12 protein-coding genes are annotated in these 15,613 nt (G+C 51.3%); 5 read left to right on the forward strand and 7 right to left on the reverse strand.

Annotation, left to right across the window (positions count from 1 at the left end):
• Positions 1-11 precede the first annotated feature (11 nt).
• Positions 12-635, forward strand: a complete 624-nt coding sequence (gene soxX / locus ACO0LK_RS01675) for a sulfur oxidation c-type cytochrome SoxX (RefSeq protein WP_422971541.1) — start codon at positions 12-14, stop codon at positions 633-635.
• A 357-nt stretch (positions 636-992) separates the two neighbouring features.
• On the opposite strand, the gene ACO0LK_RS01680 is transcribed toward soxX, so the two are convergent.
• Positions 993-1,232 carry a hypothetical protein gene (locus ACO0LK_RS01680; RefSeq protein WP_422971543.1) on the reverse strand — a complete coding sequence of 80 codons (240 nt, stop codon included), beginning with the start codon at positions 1,230-1,232 and terminating at the stop codon, positions 993-995.
• 35 nt (positions 1,233-1,267) lie between these two features.
• Between ACO0LK_RS01680 and soxB the strand changes: the two genes are divergently transcribed.
• Positions 1,268-2,983, forward strand: coding sequence for a thiosulfohydrolase SoxB (gene soxB, locus ACO0LK_RS01685; RefSeq protein WP_422971545.1), 1,716 nt, complete (start codon positions 1,268-1,270; stop codon positions 2,981-2,983).
• Here soxB and ACO0LK_RS01690 read toward each other — a convergent pair.
• The 4 genes from ACO0LK_RS01690 to ACO0LK_RS01705 all read right to left on the reverse strand — a co-directional run bounded on the left by ACO0LK_RS01690 (position 2,980) and on the right by ACO0LK_RS01705 (position 9,908).
• Complete coding sequence (locus ACO0LK_RS01690; protein ID WP_422971547.1) at positions 2,980-4,329, reverse strand: MFS transporter; 1,350 nt, start codon at positions 4,327-4,329, stop codon at positions 2,980-2,982. The two genes, soxB and ACO0LK_RS01690, sit on opposite strands and share 4 nt — an antisense overlap.
• Complete coding sequence (locus ACO0LK_RS01695) at positions 4,326-5,324, reverse strand: PfkB family carbohydrate kinase (protein ID WP_422971549.1); 999 nt, start codon at positions 5,322-5,324, stop codon at positions 4,326-4,328. The genes ACO0LK_RS01690 and ACO0LK_RS01695 overlap by 4 nt, the downstream gene beginning before the upstream one ends.
• Positions 5,321-7,210 (reverse strand): alpha-amylase family glycosyl hydrolase, encoded by a 1,890-nt coding sequence (locus ACO0LK_RS01700; RefSeq protein ID WP_422971551.1) that lies wholly within the window; start codon positions 7,208-7,210, stop codon positions 5,321-5,323. Before ACO0LK_RS01700 ends, ACO0LK_RS01695 begins: the two co-directional genes overlap by 4 nt.
• A 385-nt stretch (positions 7,211-7,595) precedes the next feature.
• Complete coding sequence (locus ACO0LK_RS01705) at positions 7,596-9,908, reverse strand: TonB-dependent receptor (RefSeq protein ID WP_422971553.1); 2,313 nt, start codon at positions 9,906-9,908, stop codon at positions 7,596-7,598.
• 1,074 nt (positions 9,909-10,982) lie between these two features.
• Here ACO0LK_RS01705 and ACO0LK_RS01710 point away from each other — a divergent pair.
• The 3 genes from ACO0LK_RS01710 (at position 10,983) to ACO0LK_RS01720 (ending at position 12,997) form a co-directional block, all read left to right on the forward strand.
• Entirely contained in the window at positions 10,983-11,249 is a 267-nt protein-coding gene (locus ACO0LK_RS01710; RefSeq protein WP_422971555.1) for a hypothetical protein, read from the forward strand.
• 84 nt (positions 11,250-11,333) lie between these two features.
• Positions 11,334-12,206: a DUF692 domain-containing protein gene (locus tag ACO0LK_RS01715; protein WP_422971557.1), complete on the forward strand. Its 873-nt coding sequence runs from the start codon at positions 11,334-11,336 to the stop codon at positions 12,204-12,206.
• An 11-nt stretch (positions 12,207-12,217) separates the two neighbouring features.
• Positions 12,218-12,997, forward strand: coding sequence for a putative DNA-binding domain-containing protein (locus ACO0LK_RS01720; RefSeq protein WP_422971559.1), 780 nt, complete (start codon positions 12,218-12,220; stop codon positions 12,995-12,997).
• Between the two features lie 81 nt (positions 12,998-13,078).
• On the opposite strand, the gene ACO0LK_RS01725 is transcribed toward ACO0LK_RS01720, so the two are convergent.
• Entirely contained in the window at positions 13,079-14,137 is a 1,059-nt protein-coding gene (locus ACO0LK_RS01725) for a LacI family DNA-binding transcriptional regulator (protein WP_422971561.1), read from the reverse strand.
• A 119-nt stretch (positions 14,138-14,256) separates the two neighbouring features.
• Entirely contained in the window at positions 14,257-14,949 is a 693-nt protein-coding gene (locus ACO0LK_RS01730) for a helix-turn-helix transcriptional regulator (RefSeq protein ID WP_422971563.1), read from the reverse strand.
• Between the last annotated feature and the right edge of the window lie 664 nt (positions 14,950-15,613).

Below are 15,613 nucleotides of genomic sequence, written 5' to 3' on the forward strand. Positions count from 1 at the left end.
AGGGGATACGCATGAAAATTTTACGCTTGCACCACGTCAGTGTCTTGCTGGTCGCCACCTGTTGCACGACACAGGTTCTTGCTGCCGAACCCGATTATGCCAAGGCTGCCCTGGACATGATGAAGGCTGACTTCAAAGCCAAGGGCCCAGCCACCATGGAACGCATGGTGCAGCAGGATGAAGCCCAGGCATTATGCAGTGCCAATCCACAGGGTTTGAAACCCAAACCAGCAAAAAAACTGGAACAGGCGCAACTGGCTGCCGTTAAATATCCGGCAGATGGCCAGTATATGGGCGACTGGAAGAACGGTGAAAAAATCGCCCAGAATGGCCGTGGCATGCAATCGTCCGATGCCGTGGGTTCTGTGAATGGCGGTAATTGCTATGCCTGCCATCAGATGAGCAAGACTGAAATTTCTTTCGGTAATATCGGGCCATCGTTATACCAATACGGAAAACTGCGCGGTACCAGTTCAGATATAGTGAAATATACCTGGGGCAAAATTTATAATGCGCAAGCTTATAACGCCTGTTCCAAGATGCCGCGTTTTGGGCATAACGGGGTGTTGACTGAGGCGCAGTTGAAGGATGTGATGGCTTTGTTGCTGGATGTTGAGTCGCCGGTGAATAAGTAGAGGGGCGCTCCTTCCCATTCAAGGAGAAAGTTGGGATGGGGATGGGATTCTGTCGATCAACTGTAGTCATAATTTCGTCGCTCCAGCGAAGGCTGGAGCCCAGTGGCGTTCGTTGCCCACCGTGTGTTAATTAAAACGATTAACCTCCGTGGATACAGGCCGGGTTTCGGCCCGGCGGCCGAATTTCTTTCTTTGCTTCGCCAAAGAAAGGAATCAAAGAAAGGCGACCGCAGACTCGCCCTACGGGTGCTTGCGCTGCGCTTCAGCATAATTTGTGCATCACAAAAAATGGGAAGATCCGCAACTCGCTTCGCTCAGACATCGGATCTTCTTTTTCCATTTTTTGTGACGCACAAATTACATCGGTGTAGCAGGGAATTCGGATTGCATGCAATCCGCCTGCGTAACGACATCGCCTTGCAAGGCGATGTGTCTCTCTTTAGGGACACAGGGCCCAAGCGGATTAACGTCAAAAGCAACAGCAACTTCAAAAGCAACAGCAACTTCAAAAGCAACAGCAACTTCAAAAGCAACAGCAACTTCAAGAACAAAAGCAACGTTAATCCCAACAGTAGTCTGTTGGGATAACGCCTGCATCAAAGCTATACACCTAAAACAGAAAGCAAAACATCATGGGTCTGAATCGTCGTGATTTTTTACAGGTAATGGCCATCGCCGCAGCGGGTGGCATGCAGATTGATGCGCATGCGGCGCTGGCCAATCCTGCTGCGGACAAACTGTATGACCTGCCGCGTTTTGGCAATGTTCATCTCATGCACTTTACTGATTGTCATGCACAGTTGTTGCCGCTGTATTTTCGTGAACCCAGCGTCAATCTGGGCATAGGCACGGCATTTGGCAAGAGCCCGCATCTGGTGGGTGAACATTTGCTGAAACAGTTCGGTATCAAAGCCAATACACCTGAGGCACATGCGTTTAGCTGTCTGAACTTTGAGCAGGCAGCGGCGACCTATGGCAAAGTCGGTGGTTTTGCGCATTTGACCACATTGATCAAGCGCATCAAGGGTAATCGTCCTGGCGCACTCTTGCTCGATGGCGGTGATACCTGGCAGGGGTCGGCGACGGCATTGTGGACGCAGGGGCAGGATATGGTGGATGCCTGTTTGCAGATGGGTGTGAATGTCATGACGGCGCACTGGGAAATGACTCTGGGCGATAAGCGCGTCAAGCATATTGTCGAGAATGATTTCAAGGGCAAGCTTGATTTTGTTGCGCAAAATATCCAGACCACTGACTTTGGCGATCCAGTGTTTGAGGCTTTTGTCATGAAAGAGATGAATGGGGTGCCGGTTGCCATCATTGGGCAAGCCTTTCCGTATACCCCCATCGCCAACCCGCGCTATATGGTCCCGGAATGGAGCTTTGGCATACAGGAAGAAAACATGCAAAAGACCGTTGATGCAGCACGTGCCAAGGGAGCAAAAGTTGTCGTGGTTTTGTCGCATAACGGCATGGATGTGGATTTGAAGATGGCCTCGCGTGTGCGTGGTATCGACGCCATCCTGGGCGGACATACCCATGATGGCATGCCCGCACCTGTCGTCGTTGAAAACGGTGGTGGCAAGACCCTGGTGACGAATGCGGGTAGCAATAGCAAGTTCCTTGGGGTATTGGATTTTGATGTGAAAGAAGGGCGCATACAGGGCTTTCAGTATCGCTTGTTGCCAGTGTTTGCCAACTTCCTGCCAGCGGATGCTGAGATGCAGGCGCTGATACAAAAAGTACGTGCACCCTATGCGGCAAAGCTGGGTGAAAAACTGGCAGTGACGGAGGGCACTTTGTACCGTCGTGGCAATTTCAATGGCAGTTTCGATCAATTGATCGTCGATGCACTGATGGAAGTCAAGGGCGCAGAAATCGCGTTTTCCCCTGGCTTTCGCTGGGGCACATCGCTATTGCCAGACAGCGCCATCACCATGGAACATGTGATGGATCAGACCGCCACCACCTATTCATATACCACCATGACAGAAATGACGGGTACTGCCATCAAGACCGTGCTGGAAGATGTGGCCGATAATCTCTTCAATCCGGATCCATATTACCAGCAAGGTGGTGACATGGTGCGCGTTGGTGGCCTGACTTATGCCATAGAACCGGCTGCTGCCATGGGCAAGCGCATACAGGACATGCGCCTGAACGGCCAGCCTCTGGTTGACAGCAAAGTCTATAAGGTAGCAGGCTGGGCACCAGTGGCCGAAGGAGCCAAAGGTGAACCAGTATGGGATGTCGTGGCACGATGGCTGCGCACCCACAAAAAAATCAGCCCGCGCAAGCTGAATACACCACGATTGATAGGTGTAACTGGTAATCCTGGTCTGGTTTAATCCGTATTGGATAGTGGCTTCGTTGACAGTTTGACGATGCTCACGGCCATTGCTGCACAAATCAGCAGAACACCAGCCAGTCGTATGACGTTTTCAGGGTTACCACCCAGCCAGGCGTGATAGTACAGCGGCAGCGTAAAGATTTGTATGATCATGGGAATGACAATAAACATATTGAAGATACCCATGTATACGCCAGTGCGCTCTGCCGGTATGCTGCCCGCCAGCATGATATAAGGATTGCCCATGATGCTGGCCCAGGCCAGGCCCACACCCAGCATGGGGATAAACAGCAGCGATGGGTTATGGATTGCTGGTATGCTGATCATGCACAGGCCGGCCAGCGTCAGGCAGACTGCATGGCTGATCTTGGGGCCAAAGCGGCGGGTGAACGGTACCAGGGCAAAGGCAGCGATGAAGGCGACGAAGTTATAGAATGCACCTATCTGCCCATTCAATAATCCTGCATCCCGGAAGCCCGCTGAACTGGGGTCACTGGTGCCAAATATGGTACGGCCCAGCGACAGCATGATGTATTGCCAGTAGCAAAACATCGCATACCACTGGAACAGTTTAACCAGGGCCAGTTGCCGCATGGTGGGTGGCATTTCCTTGATGGCTTGTCCTATTTCAGCCAGGGTGGCACGCCAGCCTGTGGCTTGTTTTTTGATCTGCGTCAGTTGATCTGGCGTCAAAGAAATTTCTGGTGAGGTTTTCAAGGTCCATAAGATGGATGCAATCGAAAATATGGCACCGATAATAAACGCTGCAATGACGATATGCGGAATATGGTGGCTGTTGACACTATTGCTGTTCATGCCAGCGACGACCAGTATCGATGGCGTCAGGTAAGCCAGAGTTTGCCCCAGACCGGTGAAAGCACTTTGCGTCAGGAAGCCGACTGAGTGCTGGCTGGAATCCAGCTTGTCGCTGACAAAGGCGCGATAGGGTTCCATGGTCACATTGTTGGCAGCATCAAGTATCCACAACAAACCTGCCGCCATCCATAGCGTAGGGCTGAAGGGCATCAGTAAAAGACCCAGACTGCAGAGGATGGCACCGATCAAAAAATAGGGCGTGCGTCGCCCCCAGCGGCTGACGGTACGGTCACTCATGGCACCGATCAGTGGTTGTACCAGCAAGCCGGTGACTGGTCCGGCCAGCCATAAGTAAGGCAGGCTGGCTTCATCTGCGCCCAGATAGGCATAAATGGGGCTCATACTGCTTTGTTGCAGACCAAAACTGAACTGTATGCCAAAAAAGCCAAAGTTCATGTTGATGATTTGCCAGAATGACAGGCGTGGTTTGCCTGTGCTTTGCTGTATGCCTGAGGCGCCTGAATTCATTTGCTGACTCCGCCGGGATTGTTGATGGCTGTGGTTTCTGTATCCCAGCGTTGTTGCCATTGCGCGTAAAATCCCAGATCACTGGCCACCGCACCACGTACGCTACAAATGGCTGCCGCAAATTCATGGGCACGTTGCAAGGTGATGGCCAGTGGCCAGTTGCGCTGCATTCCCAGCAGGAAAATGGCAGAAAAAGCGTCGCCAGCGCCAACGGTATCGGCGACCTGAACCTTGATGGGTTCTGCTGCACTACGCAGGCAATGACCGGCCTTGTCTACATACACATAACCACGTTCACCCAAGGTGGTGAGTACGGCTTGCAACCCGAACAGCTTGATGAGTGCTGTTGCATGTTCTTCCAGTTCGGCCTCAATAGACTGATGAGGCGCATCCGGTTTGATCTGGTTCAGATAAATTTCTGCCAGTATCTGTAATTCTTCTTCATTCAGCTTGACTATGTCAGCATATTCCAGTGACTGTTCTATGCTCGCCAGACTGTATTGCATGGCACGCAAATTCAGGTCCAGGTATTTGATGGCGCTGGTTTGTTGCAGCAGCTTGTAAAGCGCAGCACGCGACGTCGGGTTTCTTTGTGCCAGGGTGCCAAAATAGAAGATGCCCTGATTGTGCAATGGACAGCCTGCTTGCATGGCCTGGGTCGCCATCTGTGCGTCAATATAGTCGTAAGCCTGGTTACTCAAAATTTCAAAATGATGCCTGGTCTTGTCGCTGCTATCTTCCTGGGTGACTTTGACGCGGCCCGTAGGATGTTGCAGGTCAGTCTGCAAGCCTGATGTCAGCAGTTTGAAGCGTTGCATGTCGGCGCGTATCAGTGCTGCCGTTGCATCATCACCCACGCGTGAAATCATCAGCGGGTCGCAATCAAAATAACCCAGCGTGCGGGCGACATTGAAAGGTGCACCACCAATGACAGGCTGATCTGGAAAATCGTCGATCAGGGTTTCGCCAAAGATGACGATGGGTTTGTTTGTCATGCCTGTGCTCCTGAATTATTCTTTTGCGTCAGCCACAATTGCGCATAGGCCGTCAAGGTGACTGTCGCGCCAGCATCCAGCCGGTCCAGTTGATTTACCCATGCCTGCGCAGGAATATCATAGCCTGCCAGTAGTTCACTGATATCAATAGTGACGCTGTTTTCTGAAAAATTTGCCAGATACAGCAAAGGTTGCACCGCCGAACCACGCATGAAGGCCAGCACGGCAGGGGATGCCTGTGTCAGCAACTGACGTGGTGCTGTTGCAGCCAGTTGTGGTAATTGCTTGCGTACTTGTAGCATATGACAGATGGCATTGAATACCGCGCCGGTATGGCTGAGGCTGTCATGGCGCTGCTGGTACAGATTTTCATCCCAGACCGGCCGGTGCAACCAGCGACTGTCTGCTGCCTGAGCGGCGATGTGCTGATAGGCTTCATCATTTGCCTGCGCCAGTTCGTCCCCCATATAAATCAGCGGCATGCCACCGAAGCAAAAACTGAGGCCGTACAACAACACAAGGCGTTGCCGGGCCAGATATTTTTCTTCTATGCTTTGTGCGCTGGAAAAGCCGGCTAATGCCGATGCCATGCCAACTGTTCCATGTACGGCATTGGCATCGCTGGCCTGGAAACTCTGGCCACGCGCGTAACTGTTATCGCCGCTATAAAAGCGCGATACTCTTGCCAGTCTTTGCTGTACGTCTTCTGCTTCCAGACTGGCTTCTGGTCGCAATACATTCCAGCCTATATCATCATGGCAGCGCACATAAGTCAGCCAGCTGCTTTGTGCTGGCAGAGCTGGTGTGGCGGCGACCACATGGCGTATCAGGCTGGTATCCTGTTCTGCCAATGCGACCCAGGATGCGGCCATCAGGCTGCTGTGATAGGCGAGGTGGCATTCACGTGTCGCTTGCGCTTCATTATTGCTACCCAGATAGGCTGGCAATTCAGCGGTTTCAACAATGGCTTCGGCTTTCAGTAGCACACCAGGTGCTGCGATATCTACCAGGCTGCGCAAGGCTTGCAATATCTGGTGTGCTTCTGGCTGGTTCATACATTTGGTGCCGGCACGTTTCCACAGAAATGCAGTCGAATCCAGGCGAAAGGCTTCTACTCCGCGATTAGCCAGGCGCAACAGGGCGGCAGCCATATCGGCAAACACGGCCGGGTTACGGTAGTTGAGATCCCATTGATAGGGATAAAAAGTAGTCCATACCCATGCCTGCATGTCGGATACGTAACTGAAATTACCCGGTGCGACCTGAGGGAATACCTGGCCCAGGTTTTTTTCAAATGCATCAGGTTTATTGCGATTGGGGTAATGGTAAAAATAATCGCGATAGCGGGCGTCCCCATTTTTTGCTGCAACAGCCCACGGGTGATCATCGGCCACATGGTTAAGGATAAAGTCTGAGCACAGACTGATACCGGCCTGTCGTAAGGCATTGCAAGTCTGTTCCAGGTCCTGCATGGTGCCTAAACGCGGTTCTACTGCATCAAAATCGGCTACCGCAAAACCACCGTCATTTTCACCTGCACGGGCCTTCAGGAATGGCAACAGATGCAGATAAGTTACGCCCAGTTCCTGCAAGTGCGGAATACGCTGTTGTACTCCTTTCAGGTCACCGGCAAAACGGTCGACGTAACAGCAGTAACCAAGCATGTTTTCTTTGGTGAACCATTGGGTGTCTTCGCTTCTTTGCTGATCCAGTTCCAGCAAACTGGCGGGGCGCTGGGCAATGCTGCTGCCTGTTATGGAAAGCAAGTCCATCAGCCACAGCGCAAACGCATGTTCATCAGCGAACCGGTTGGCATACAGGTGATGCAGGTCTTGATGCAAAACAGGGAAGTGCTGCTGAAACCTGTTACTGATGCGTTCACGCATGCCAGGCGCTAAGTCAGACGCTAAGCCAGACGACGGCCCGGATGACATGCCAGCAAGCAGACTTGTTAAAAAACGATCGGTAGTGAATGGCACGGACATGATACGGGCTGAACCTTAGAAAAACAGGAGAGGAGAAAATGGCTCCCTTTACATGTTGGGGATGTAAAGGGAGCCCAAGTGCTACCAGGGAGTAAAACTATTCTGCAAGTGTGAACGGAGCTATTGCGCAGCGTGATTTTGAGTGGATTGTTTTTTTACAAATGCGTAGTCGTACTCCAGTACGATTGTGCGATTGCGTTTTTTCAATTCTCAACCCAAGCTGATACTGTTTGCTATGCTGCCTTCTCGCTTTTTCTACGTATGGAGCCGTGCTCCGTCGTAGCTACTAAAAACTATATTTCAACGATGCTCTGATGCTTCTGCCATTGATGGACCTTGCCGCATGGCCGTCGCCTTCCACTTCGGTGTAGCCTATGTTATTCGTCAGGTTATTGACGCTCAGCGACAACTGGATCTGATCGTTGATGCTGTAGTTGACAAAGGCGTTCAGGACGTTGAAGGCAGGCAATATCAGGGTATTGGCATCATCCCCGTAAGACTTGCTGGTACCTATCAGACTGGCACCGAAGACTGCATTGCCCATGGTGTAGGTTGGGGCTATCTGGTAGGTGTAGCTGGCCTGGCGGCGTGGGGTCTTGCCGATGACCGTCTTGTCATTGGCAGCAGTGATGCTGGCATTGGTATAGGTCAGGCCGCCAGTCACGCGGAAGGCATCGTAGCGGAAACTGGATTCAATCTCTACACCCTTGGCATCATAGTTATTGGCAGTGAATTTTTGGGTTGTCGCTTCAAAATTTGATTCGGCGGTTTTGGCCTGGAACAGGGTCACAAAGCTGCTGAAGTCACCTGCTTTCCATTTCACGCCTGCCTCGGTCTGCTTGACGATATTCGTACTGATTGGTGTCGTGCCGTCCAGCGGATTGCCAAACATGATGCGATCGGCATTGAAGGCGATACCTTCACTGATACGGGCGAACACCGCAATATCTTTGGTTACGCGATAATTGGCACCGGCAGAGTAAGACGTATGGTTGACGCCATAGTTGATGAATTTGGTATTGGCGGCAAGGTATCTTTGGTTGACGGCCTGATTGAAGGTACCGCTGGCATCTTGCTTGTCATAACGCAGGCTGCCATCCAGATTCCAGTTGCCACTTTCCCAGCCCAGGTTGGCGTAGGCGGCATTGGTTTTATATTGTGCGTCGATGTTGCGGTTGCAGCAGCCGCCAAATACGTCGGTGCCCTGTGCCAGCAAACCAGGCGAGCCAGCGATGGTGCCATTTGAATTGAGCAGAGCAGGTTTGTCACCGCTGGCCTGCATCAGGTATTGATTGAAGTTCCATGTCACCCCCAGATTTTGCAGGGACGAATACCAGCCCAAGGTGGTAGCGAATTTACCGCTGCCTGTTTCAAATACCTTGGACAATTTGATGTCATTGACAGTACTGCCCAGGTCATCAATCGAAGTATTGAATACGGTGGCAGTGAATGCTGTGCCAGTGTATGCCTTGCCGGCGTTGGGGCCGGTGGCATAGCTCATATTGATTGCGGCCTTGCCGCTGACACCGGCGTCAGCCGGGAAGATGGAAATGAAGCGGCCGGTATTGGTGGACTTGCGGAATTTTTCATCCAGCGTCCAGCCATCGGCAATTTTCAGAGATGCTTCGGCGCCAAAGGCATTGTTGACGACATGCAGGCCATCATTCACATTGGTCGAGATTTTATTGTTGTTTTTGTCCAGAACAATGTCGGATGTCCAGTAAGGCGAATAAAAACTGGCAGTACGCGGGTCTATGCCAGGCAATTCAGAGATACTGCCATTCACGGTACGTACTGGTACCGGCATATTCATCGGTGTCTTGTCATCCAGATGTTTGATGCTAAGACGCAGGTAGCCATTATCCAGTTCTTGCGTAATATTTGCGCGCAGTTGTCCGCCATCTTCAGCAGTGACACCGGCAGGGCGTGAGCTATCGCCATTGCGGTAAAAACCGGCAATAAAGAAGCGCGTCTTGTTTGACAAGGCTGCGCCGTAATCAAAGTCAAAGCGGGTCTGGCTAAAATCGACACCTTTGCTGATGCCTATGCTGCCGCCGGTTTCCTTGCCGTTCTTGCTGATGAAGTTGATGATGCCGCCTGGCGAATTGGTCGCCATGGTGGATGCCGTGCCACCACGCACTACCTCCAGATGACTGAGACTGCCGTCGGCACGCAGATACATGTCTGGCGTGACAAAGGCGATGTCACCGAATTGCAGCAGCGGCAAACCATCTTCCTGGAATTGTACATAACGTGCACCACCGGCAGAGATAGGTACACCGCGCACTGTAAGATTGGCATTGCCTTCGCCACCGGAGGATTCAGAGCGTACACCGGGAATGGCACGCAAGATTTCTGCCGCATTGGTCGGTGCTGATTGCGCGATCTGGTCTGCATCCAGGGTACTGATGGATACACTGGCCTTCATCTTCGATGTGCCTGTTGGTGTGCCCGTCACGATGACGGAATTCAGGTTCAGGGAATTTTTTTCCTTGTCCTGTACAGGCGTCGCATCTTGCGCCCACACGCTATTCATTTGCAGTACTGCCAGGGAAATGACGCTGGCCATACGCGTCAATTTGATAGGTGATGATTTCATTGCTGTCTCCGCTTTCATCATTTTTGTGAGGCTGTACAGCATTGCGCCATACATGCCATGTCTCTTTACTGCCCGATGATCAGCACCACGCTGGTTGGCACGGGGCTGTGTCGTTGCAAAAGACCTCCAACAATTTTCGCCGCGCTCTTTGGACGTTCGGGCCGATTTGGGTCGATTTGGGTCGATATCAGCCGTCGTACTCTATGGCGCTTTTTTGCGATCCCTGGTTTGCCAAGGCAAACGCTGTTGAAGATCTTTTGTAGTGCAGGTGAAGAGAATTATCAGACAAATGGAAATTCTTTGCAATCGATTGCAAAGATGCGATGCAATAAAATGCTGCAATGTTTCTTGAGGGGAAAATTTAAAGTATCCAGCAGGCAGACACGTGCCTTGCCAGCGCAAAGCATTGCGCCCTATGCAAAAATGTTCAAATATTTGTAGAAGAAGCTGTCTATTATTCATGAGTTTTTCTGCTGACGTGGTGTATTTTCGTAGCAACGAAAAGGGTCTTTTTAGTGGAAATTATTGCATTGCACAATTGATATATCAGAGTTTCTCTCGCTATCCTTTGTAGGAATACTTCAAATACATAAAGGTTTGTGCAATCGGTTGCAATTTAAATCATTTCAACACTGGCAAATCAATTGACAACAAGTCAGGCTGACGTTCCGGCCTTGCATGATGTTGCAATGTATTGGTATTTGTCGCTGGCTGTGTGTAGACCTGCATGCCAGGAAAGCTGGTGTCTCTGGACTCCAAAGTCAATGAAGAACGTCATTTGATCTGCATGGTGATTCAGGCAGAGCTGGCCGCGGCCTTGTGCCGGGAGAGATTGGCAAAGACGGATATCAGGTGAAGTGCCGACAGTCAATGTCGACACATGACAGTGACCTATTGATGAAATAAAAAAACTGAAATTATTTTCTCCGGAAGTGTAAGTAATCTGAAATTGGCCCGACTGATGTTGGAGTTCTGCTTGTTGATGCTGGCTTGCCAGGCAAGTGAAGGACTTTAATCCTGATGTAGTCACTTTCAATTACTTGTTTCAATTACTTAAATTTACGGAGAACAACCATGAAAAAATCTATCCAAACCGGTGCCCTGATCGCTGCTGCCGCTGCTATGGCTTTATCTGGCTACGCTATTGCTGCTACCAGTACAGTCAGTGCAGGTGACAAGATTCATTGCTCTGGCATCAATAGCTGCAAAGGTACCAGCGATTGCAAAACAGCAGAAAACGCCTGCAAGGGCCAAAATTCCTGCAAGGGCCATGGTTTTGTTGGTACGACAGCAGGCCAGTGCCTGGCCAAAGGCGGCAAGATCATTGATCTGGACAAATAAATCCTGATCGCATTCACCTAATGCGCAATGCGTTGATCACCTGATCAGCGCATTGTCTTTCCCTGTTTTACCTGTAGATACTCCATGACGACATCAACCACAACCGCCAGTGCGACTGCTTTTGCCGGCTTTGGTCTGGGGCTGCGTACTGATCACTACCTGCCCATTCTGGCAGACAAGCCAGCGGTGGACTGGTTTGAAATCCTGTCTGAAAATTATATGGTGCCAGGTGGAAAACCTCTGGCCATGCTTGATGCCGTTCGCGCTGATTACCCTGTGGTGATGCATAGCGTGTCGATGTCGATAGGTACCCCGCAAGGTCCAAGCGCTGAATACCTGCGTGACCTGAAGAATCTGATGCGCCGGGTAGAACCGCTTTGGGTGTCCGATCATATTTGCTGGACCGGCGTACATGGCAAGAACATGCATGATCTGTTCCCCTTGCCGTACAACGAAGAAACTATCGCTCTGGTGGTGAATAATGTGCGCCGCGTGCAGGATGTACTGGGGTGCAGGCTGGTACTGGAAAATGTATCCAGCTACCTGCAATACAGTAGCGACAGCATGCCGGAATGGGAATTTGTGGCAGCCATTGCCGAACAGGCAGACAGCATGATCTTGCTGGACGTGAACAATATTTACGTCAGCAGCATCAACCATGGTTTTGATGCAGGTGATTATTTGTGCGGCATCCCGGTACATCGTGTGCAACAGATACATCTGGCCGGGCATAGCGATCATGGTACGCATATTGTCGATACGCATGATCAGCCGGTAGCCGATCCCGTGTGGAATTTGTATGCGCAAGCGATACATCGCTTTGGCGCGGTTCCCAGCATGATAGAGCGCGACGACAATATCCCGCCACTGGCAGAACTGGTGGCTGAACTGGACCAGGCGCGCAGCATCTGCGCCGCTGTTTGCGCTGACAGAATGCCTGTCGCCGGCGCTGCATAAGAAACCGCATCATGAACCATAGCGCCGACATCCAAACCCTGCAAACGGCTTTCCAGGAATTTATTCTGGGCCAGCGTGATGCGGCCAGCATGCATGTGCACCTGGCTGTTACTCCTGGCCTGGGGCATGATGCCCGTCTGGATATTTATTACCAGGCATATCGCCTGCGCCTTCGTGATGCCTTGTCAGAAGCCTATAGTAAAACCCATGGCTATCTGGGCGATGCGCTGTTTTATCAGGCTTGTGCTACCTACATTGATGCGCATCCTTCGACTTATCGCAATCTGCGCTGGTTTGGCGAACAGTTTGCCGCTTTGTTGCGTCAGCAGTTTGTCGAGCATCCGCAAGTGGCTGAACTGGCACAGTTTGAATGGGCACTGGGTTGCGCTTTTGATGCCCCTGATCATGCCATCCTCAAGCTGACGGATATCGCTAATATCAGTGATTGGGAAACCGTGGGTCTTCGTACCAGCAGCTCATTGCAATTCATTGCCATGCACAGTAATAGTGTTGCCATCTGGCTGGCATTAAATGAAGACCATACTCCGCCAGAGCCGGTTCATACAGAGCAGGCGCTTACCTGGGTGGTGTGGCGTAAGCAATTGCAGTCGCATTTCAGATCGCTGACCATGGAAGAGGCTGAAGCCCTGCGGCAACTGGGTCAGGGTCAGCGCTTTGCCGATGTCTGCGAACGTGCTGCTGAAAGCAATCCTGAGATAGAAAACAACATTGGCGCCTGGCTGCAGAACTGGGTGGTGGATGAAATGCTGGTGGAAGCGATCACAGTGTAAGCCCGCTGCCGCAGGATCGCGGGCGTTGCACCCCGGGGGCTCGGCCGAAAAACTAACCAGGTACGAGGCAATGCTTGTTATTTAAACGCTGCTGGCTCTTACCATCAACTCGGTTGGCAGCAACTGTGCTTTACTGTCCCCGTCTTCGATCAGCTTCAGCAATGCATCTACCAGAGCCAGACCGGCTTGTGTCATGGGCTGGCGTATAGTGCTCAGGGGCGGGTGGAAGTAGCGCGCCAGTTCGATATCGTCATAGCCCACTACGGCCACGTCATCCGGCACCCGATAAGTATAGTCGCGCAGGCTGTTGATGCTGGTCATGGCAAGCAAATCACTACAGGCAAACAGGGCATCGAAAGACACTTTACGGCTGCATAGTTCTGCCACGGCCAGTTTGCCGCCTTCTTCTATGAAAGATGCAGGTACCACCAGCTTGTCATCCAGCGGTATCCGGTATTGCGCCAGTGCCTTGCAATAGCCTTCATAGCGTTGCGCCACTTCGGGTAATTGTGTGTCACCGAAAAAAGCAATGCGCTTGCGGCCGCTTTGTATCAGATGTTCGGTCGCCTTCTGGCCACCGGTGACATTGTCGCTACCTACCGTCACATACAATTGCTGTGGCAACTGTGCGCCCCAGACCACGATGGGCACGTGACGTGCTGCCAACTGGTTCAGTTGATCATGGTGACGCCACTGGCCGATCAAAATCACGCCCAATACCCGTCCTGTATCAAAAATCTGGGCCGCATTGTCCAGATGTTCTGCATCTATCCGCGACAACAGCATGTCGAAGCCACGGTCTGTCAATGCATCAGCCAGACTGCCCAGTATGCCAAGAAAGAAAGGGTCGGACAGATGCTGGCGGGTTTCCGAATCAAAGGGGACAACCACGGCGATGGTGCGGGTCTGCTTCAGCCGCAGGTTACGTGCATCAATATTGATGGAGTATTTGAGTGAACGCGCCAGTTCGGCAATGCGCTGACGGGTTTCATCATTGACCAGGCTGCTGCCACTTAGTGCACGGGATACCGTGGAGGTGGATACGCCGGCCAGACGGGCAATATCGGCCATCTGTAAACGGCGCTGTTCTTTGCTGGCGGACCTGGATGCGTCTGCGATGATGTCCGTCTTGGCTTTCATCTTATTATTCTTGCTTGTAATGTGTGGGCTAAATCAATTGATAAGTCTCATTATAAAACTGAAAGTAGTCAGAGCGGAAACTATGCGAGTCTGTAAAAAATTGCCTTTCAGTTTGTAGTCTAACGTTCGGGCCTGATTCCCTGCTGTACTCGCCACTCCTTCAGCAAAGCCTGGCGTGACCGTGGATAAGTCTGGTCTGCTACCTGCAAGCTCTGTATGCGGTCAGTGCGAAAATGCCTGAAGTCATTGCGTAACTCACACCAGGCGACGATGACGCGCAAGCTGTCAAAGAAAGCCAGGGCACAGGGCCAGATAGTGCGTTCGCTGGCTTTGCCGGTTTCGTCCTGGTATTCCAGCACGAGTTTATGTTGTTTGCGTATGGCCAGACGCACCTGGCGCAATTGTTCATCATTGCCTGCGTTGCTGCTACTGGGGCCGATCAGCAAGCCACTGGTTTCCAGTTCCTGCCTGGCTTCTGCTGGCAGGACGGATGCAATTTTTGCCAGTGCATCGCGCGCCGCCAGCGCCAGTTTATGGTCAGCCTGTCGTGCCACCCAGCGTGACCCCAGGGCAATCGCCGCGATTTCCTCTTCTGTAAACATCAGTGGTGGCAAGGTGAAGCCGGGCTGCAAGACATAACCCAGGCCAGCTTCACCGGCAATTTTTGCCCCCTGGTTTTGCAAGGTGGCGATATCGCGATACAGGCTGCGCAGACTGATACCCAGTTCTTGCGACAGCACTGCACCACTGATGGGATAGCGATGTCTGCGCAGAATTTGCATCAGTTGTAGCAGACGTTCAGTGCGCGACATGCATGGGCTCCGGTGTTGTTTGAATTGTGTTTAAAGATGGGCATCAGTCTGGCAGCCACATGCTTGTCTGGCAACATGATTTGGACTGCATTTTAGCAACTTCGTCAGCATAGTCTTACGTAACTATCGTCTTAGTCCGATTTAATTCTTTAAGGTGCACGTCTATCATGCAAACACGGATGCAAAGCCAGGGCAAGGCGAGGAAGAAGTTAAAAAAATAGACGAAAAGATATAAACAAATTAAGGATGCAATGTAATCGACTGTGTGCAAAACAACAGAATTGATACAGGACACAAAGGGTAACAAATCCAAGGTGGATTTGGCGTTGTTTCTATACAGAAATAACATTGTATGACGTTAATAGATATTAGAATTAAGTAGAATCAAAGAACAAATTCGGAAGAATTGCTTAGACACAGATAAATCAATCCTGTGTGGGTAAGATCATGATAATCATCAGTATCAAGAAAGCACCGGCACAATAATGCTTGATTCTTGCCTTGCGCACTGTCAAGGCAGTTCCTGCTCCACATTGCCAGGGCATATGAACCTGATGGAAAATTAACAAGCACTTGATTGTCTGAGGGGAAGGTTATGCATACGCTATACCGCATTACGCACTGTGTATGGAGTGCCAACTGTGATTCGCTGCTTCGTTTTTCC

The sequence above is a fragment of the Undibacterium sp. Ji49W genome (assembly GCF_049340205.1).
GTDB lineage: Bacteria > Pseudomonadota > Gammaproteobacteria > Burkholderiales > Burkholderiaceae_D > Undibacterium.

Bases quoted from the DNA above. Each gene is read 5' to 3' on its own strand.
- soxX (WP_422971541.1), top strand. From the start codon at position 12: ATGAAAATTTTACGCTTGCACCACGTCAGTGTCTTGCTGGTCGCCACC.
- ACO0LK_RS01680 (WP_422971543.1), bottom strand. From the start codon at position 1,232: ATGCAGGCGTTATCCCAACAGACTACTGTTGGGATTAACGTTGCTTTT.
- soxB (WP_422971545.1), top strand. From the start codon at position 1,268: ATGGGTCTGAATCGTCGTGATTTTTTACAGGTAATGGCCATCGCCGCA.
- ACO0LK_RS01690 (WP_422971547.1), bottom strand. From the start codon at position 4,329: ATGAATTCAGGCGCCTCAGGCATACAGCAAAGCACAGGCAAACCACGC.
- ACO0LK_RS01695 (WP_422971549.1), bottom strand. From the start codon at position 5,324: ATGACAAACAAACCCATCGTCATCTTTGGCGAAACCCTGATCGACGAT.
- ACO0LK_RS01700 (WP_422971551.1), bottom strand. From the start codon at position 7,210: ATGCGTGAACGCATCAGTAACAGGTTTCAGCAGCACTTCCCTGTTTTG.
- ACO0LK_RS01705 (WP_422971553.1), bottom strand. From the start codon at position 9,908: ATGAAATCATCACCTATCAAATTGACGCGTATGGCCAGCGTCATTTCC.
- ACO0LK_RS01710 (WP_422971555.1), top strand. From the start codon at position 10,983: ATGAAAAAATCTATCCAAACCGGTGCCCTGATCGCTGCTGCCGCTGCT.
- ACO0LK_RS01715 (WP_422971557.1), top strand. From the start codon at position 11,334: ATGACGACATCAACCACAACCGCCAGTGCGACTGCTTTTGCCGGCTTT.
- ACO0LK_RS01720 (WP_422971559.1), top strand. From the start codon at position 12,218: ATGAACCATAGCGCCGACATCCAAACCCTGCAAACGGCTTTCCAGGAA.
- ACO0LK_RS01725 (WP_422971561.1), bottom strand. From the start codon at position 14,137: ATGAAAGCCAAGACGGACATCATCGCAGACGCATCCAGGTCCGCCAGC.
- ACO0LK_RS01730 (WP_422971563.1), bottom strand. From the start codon at position 14,949: ATGTCGCGCACTGAACGTCTGCTACAACTGATGCAAATTCTGCGCAGA.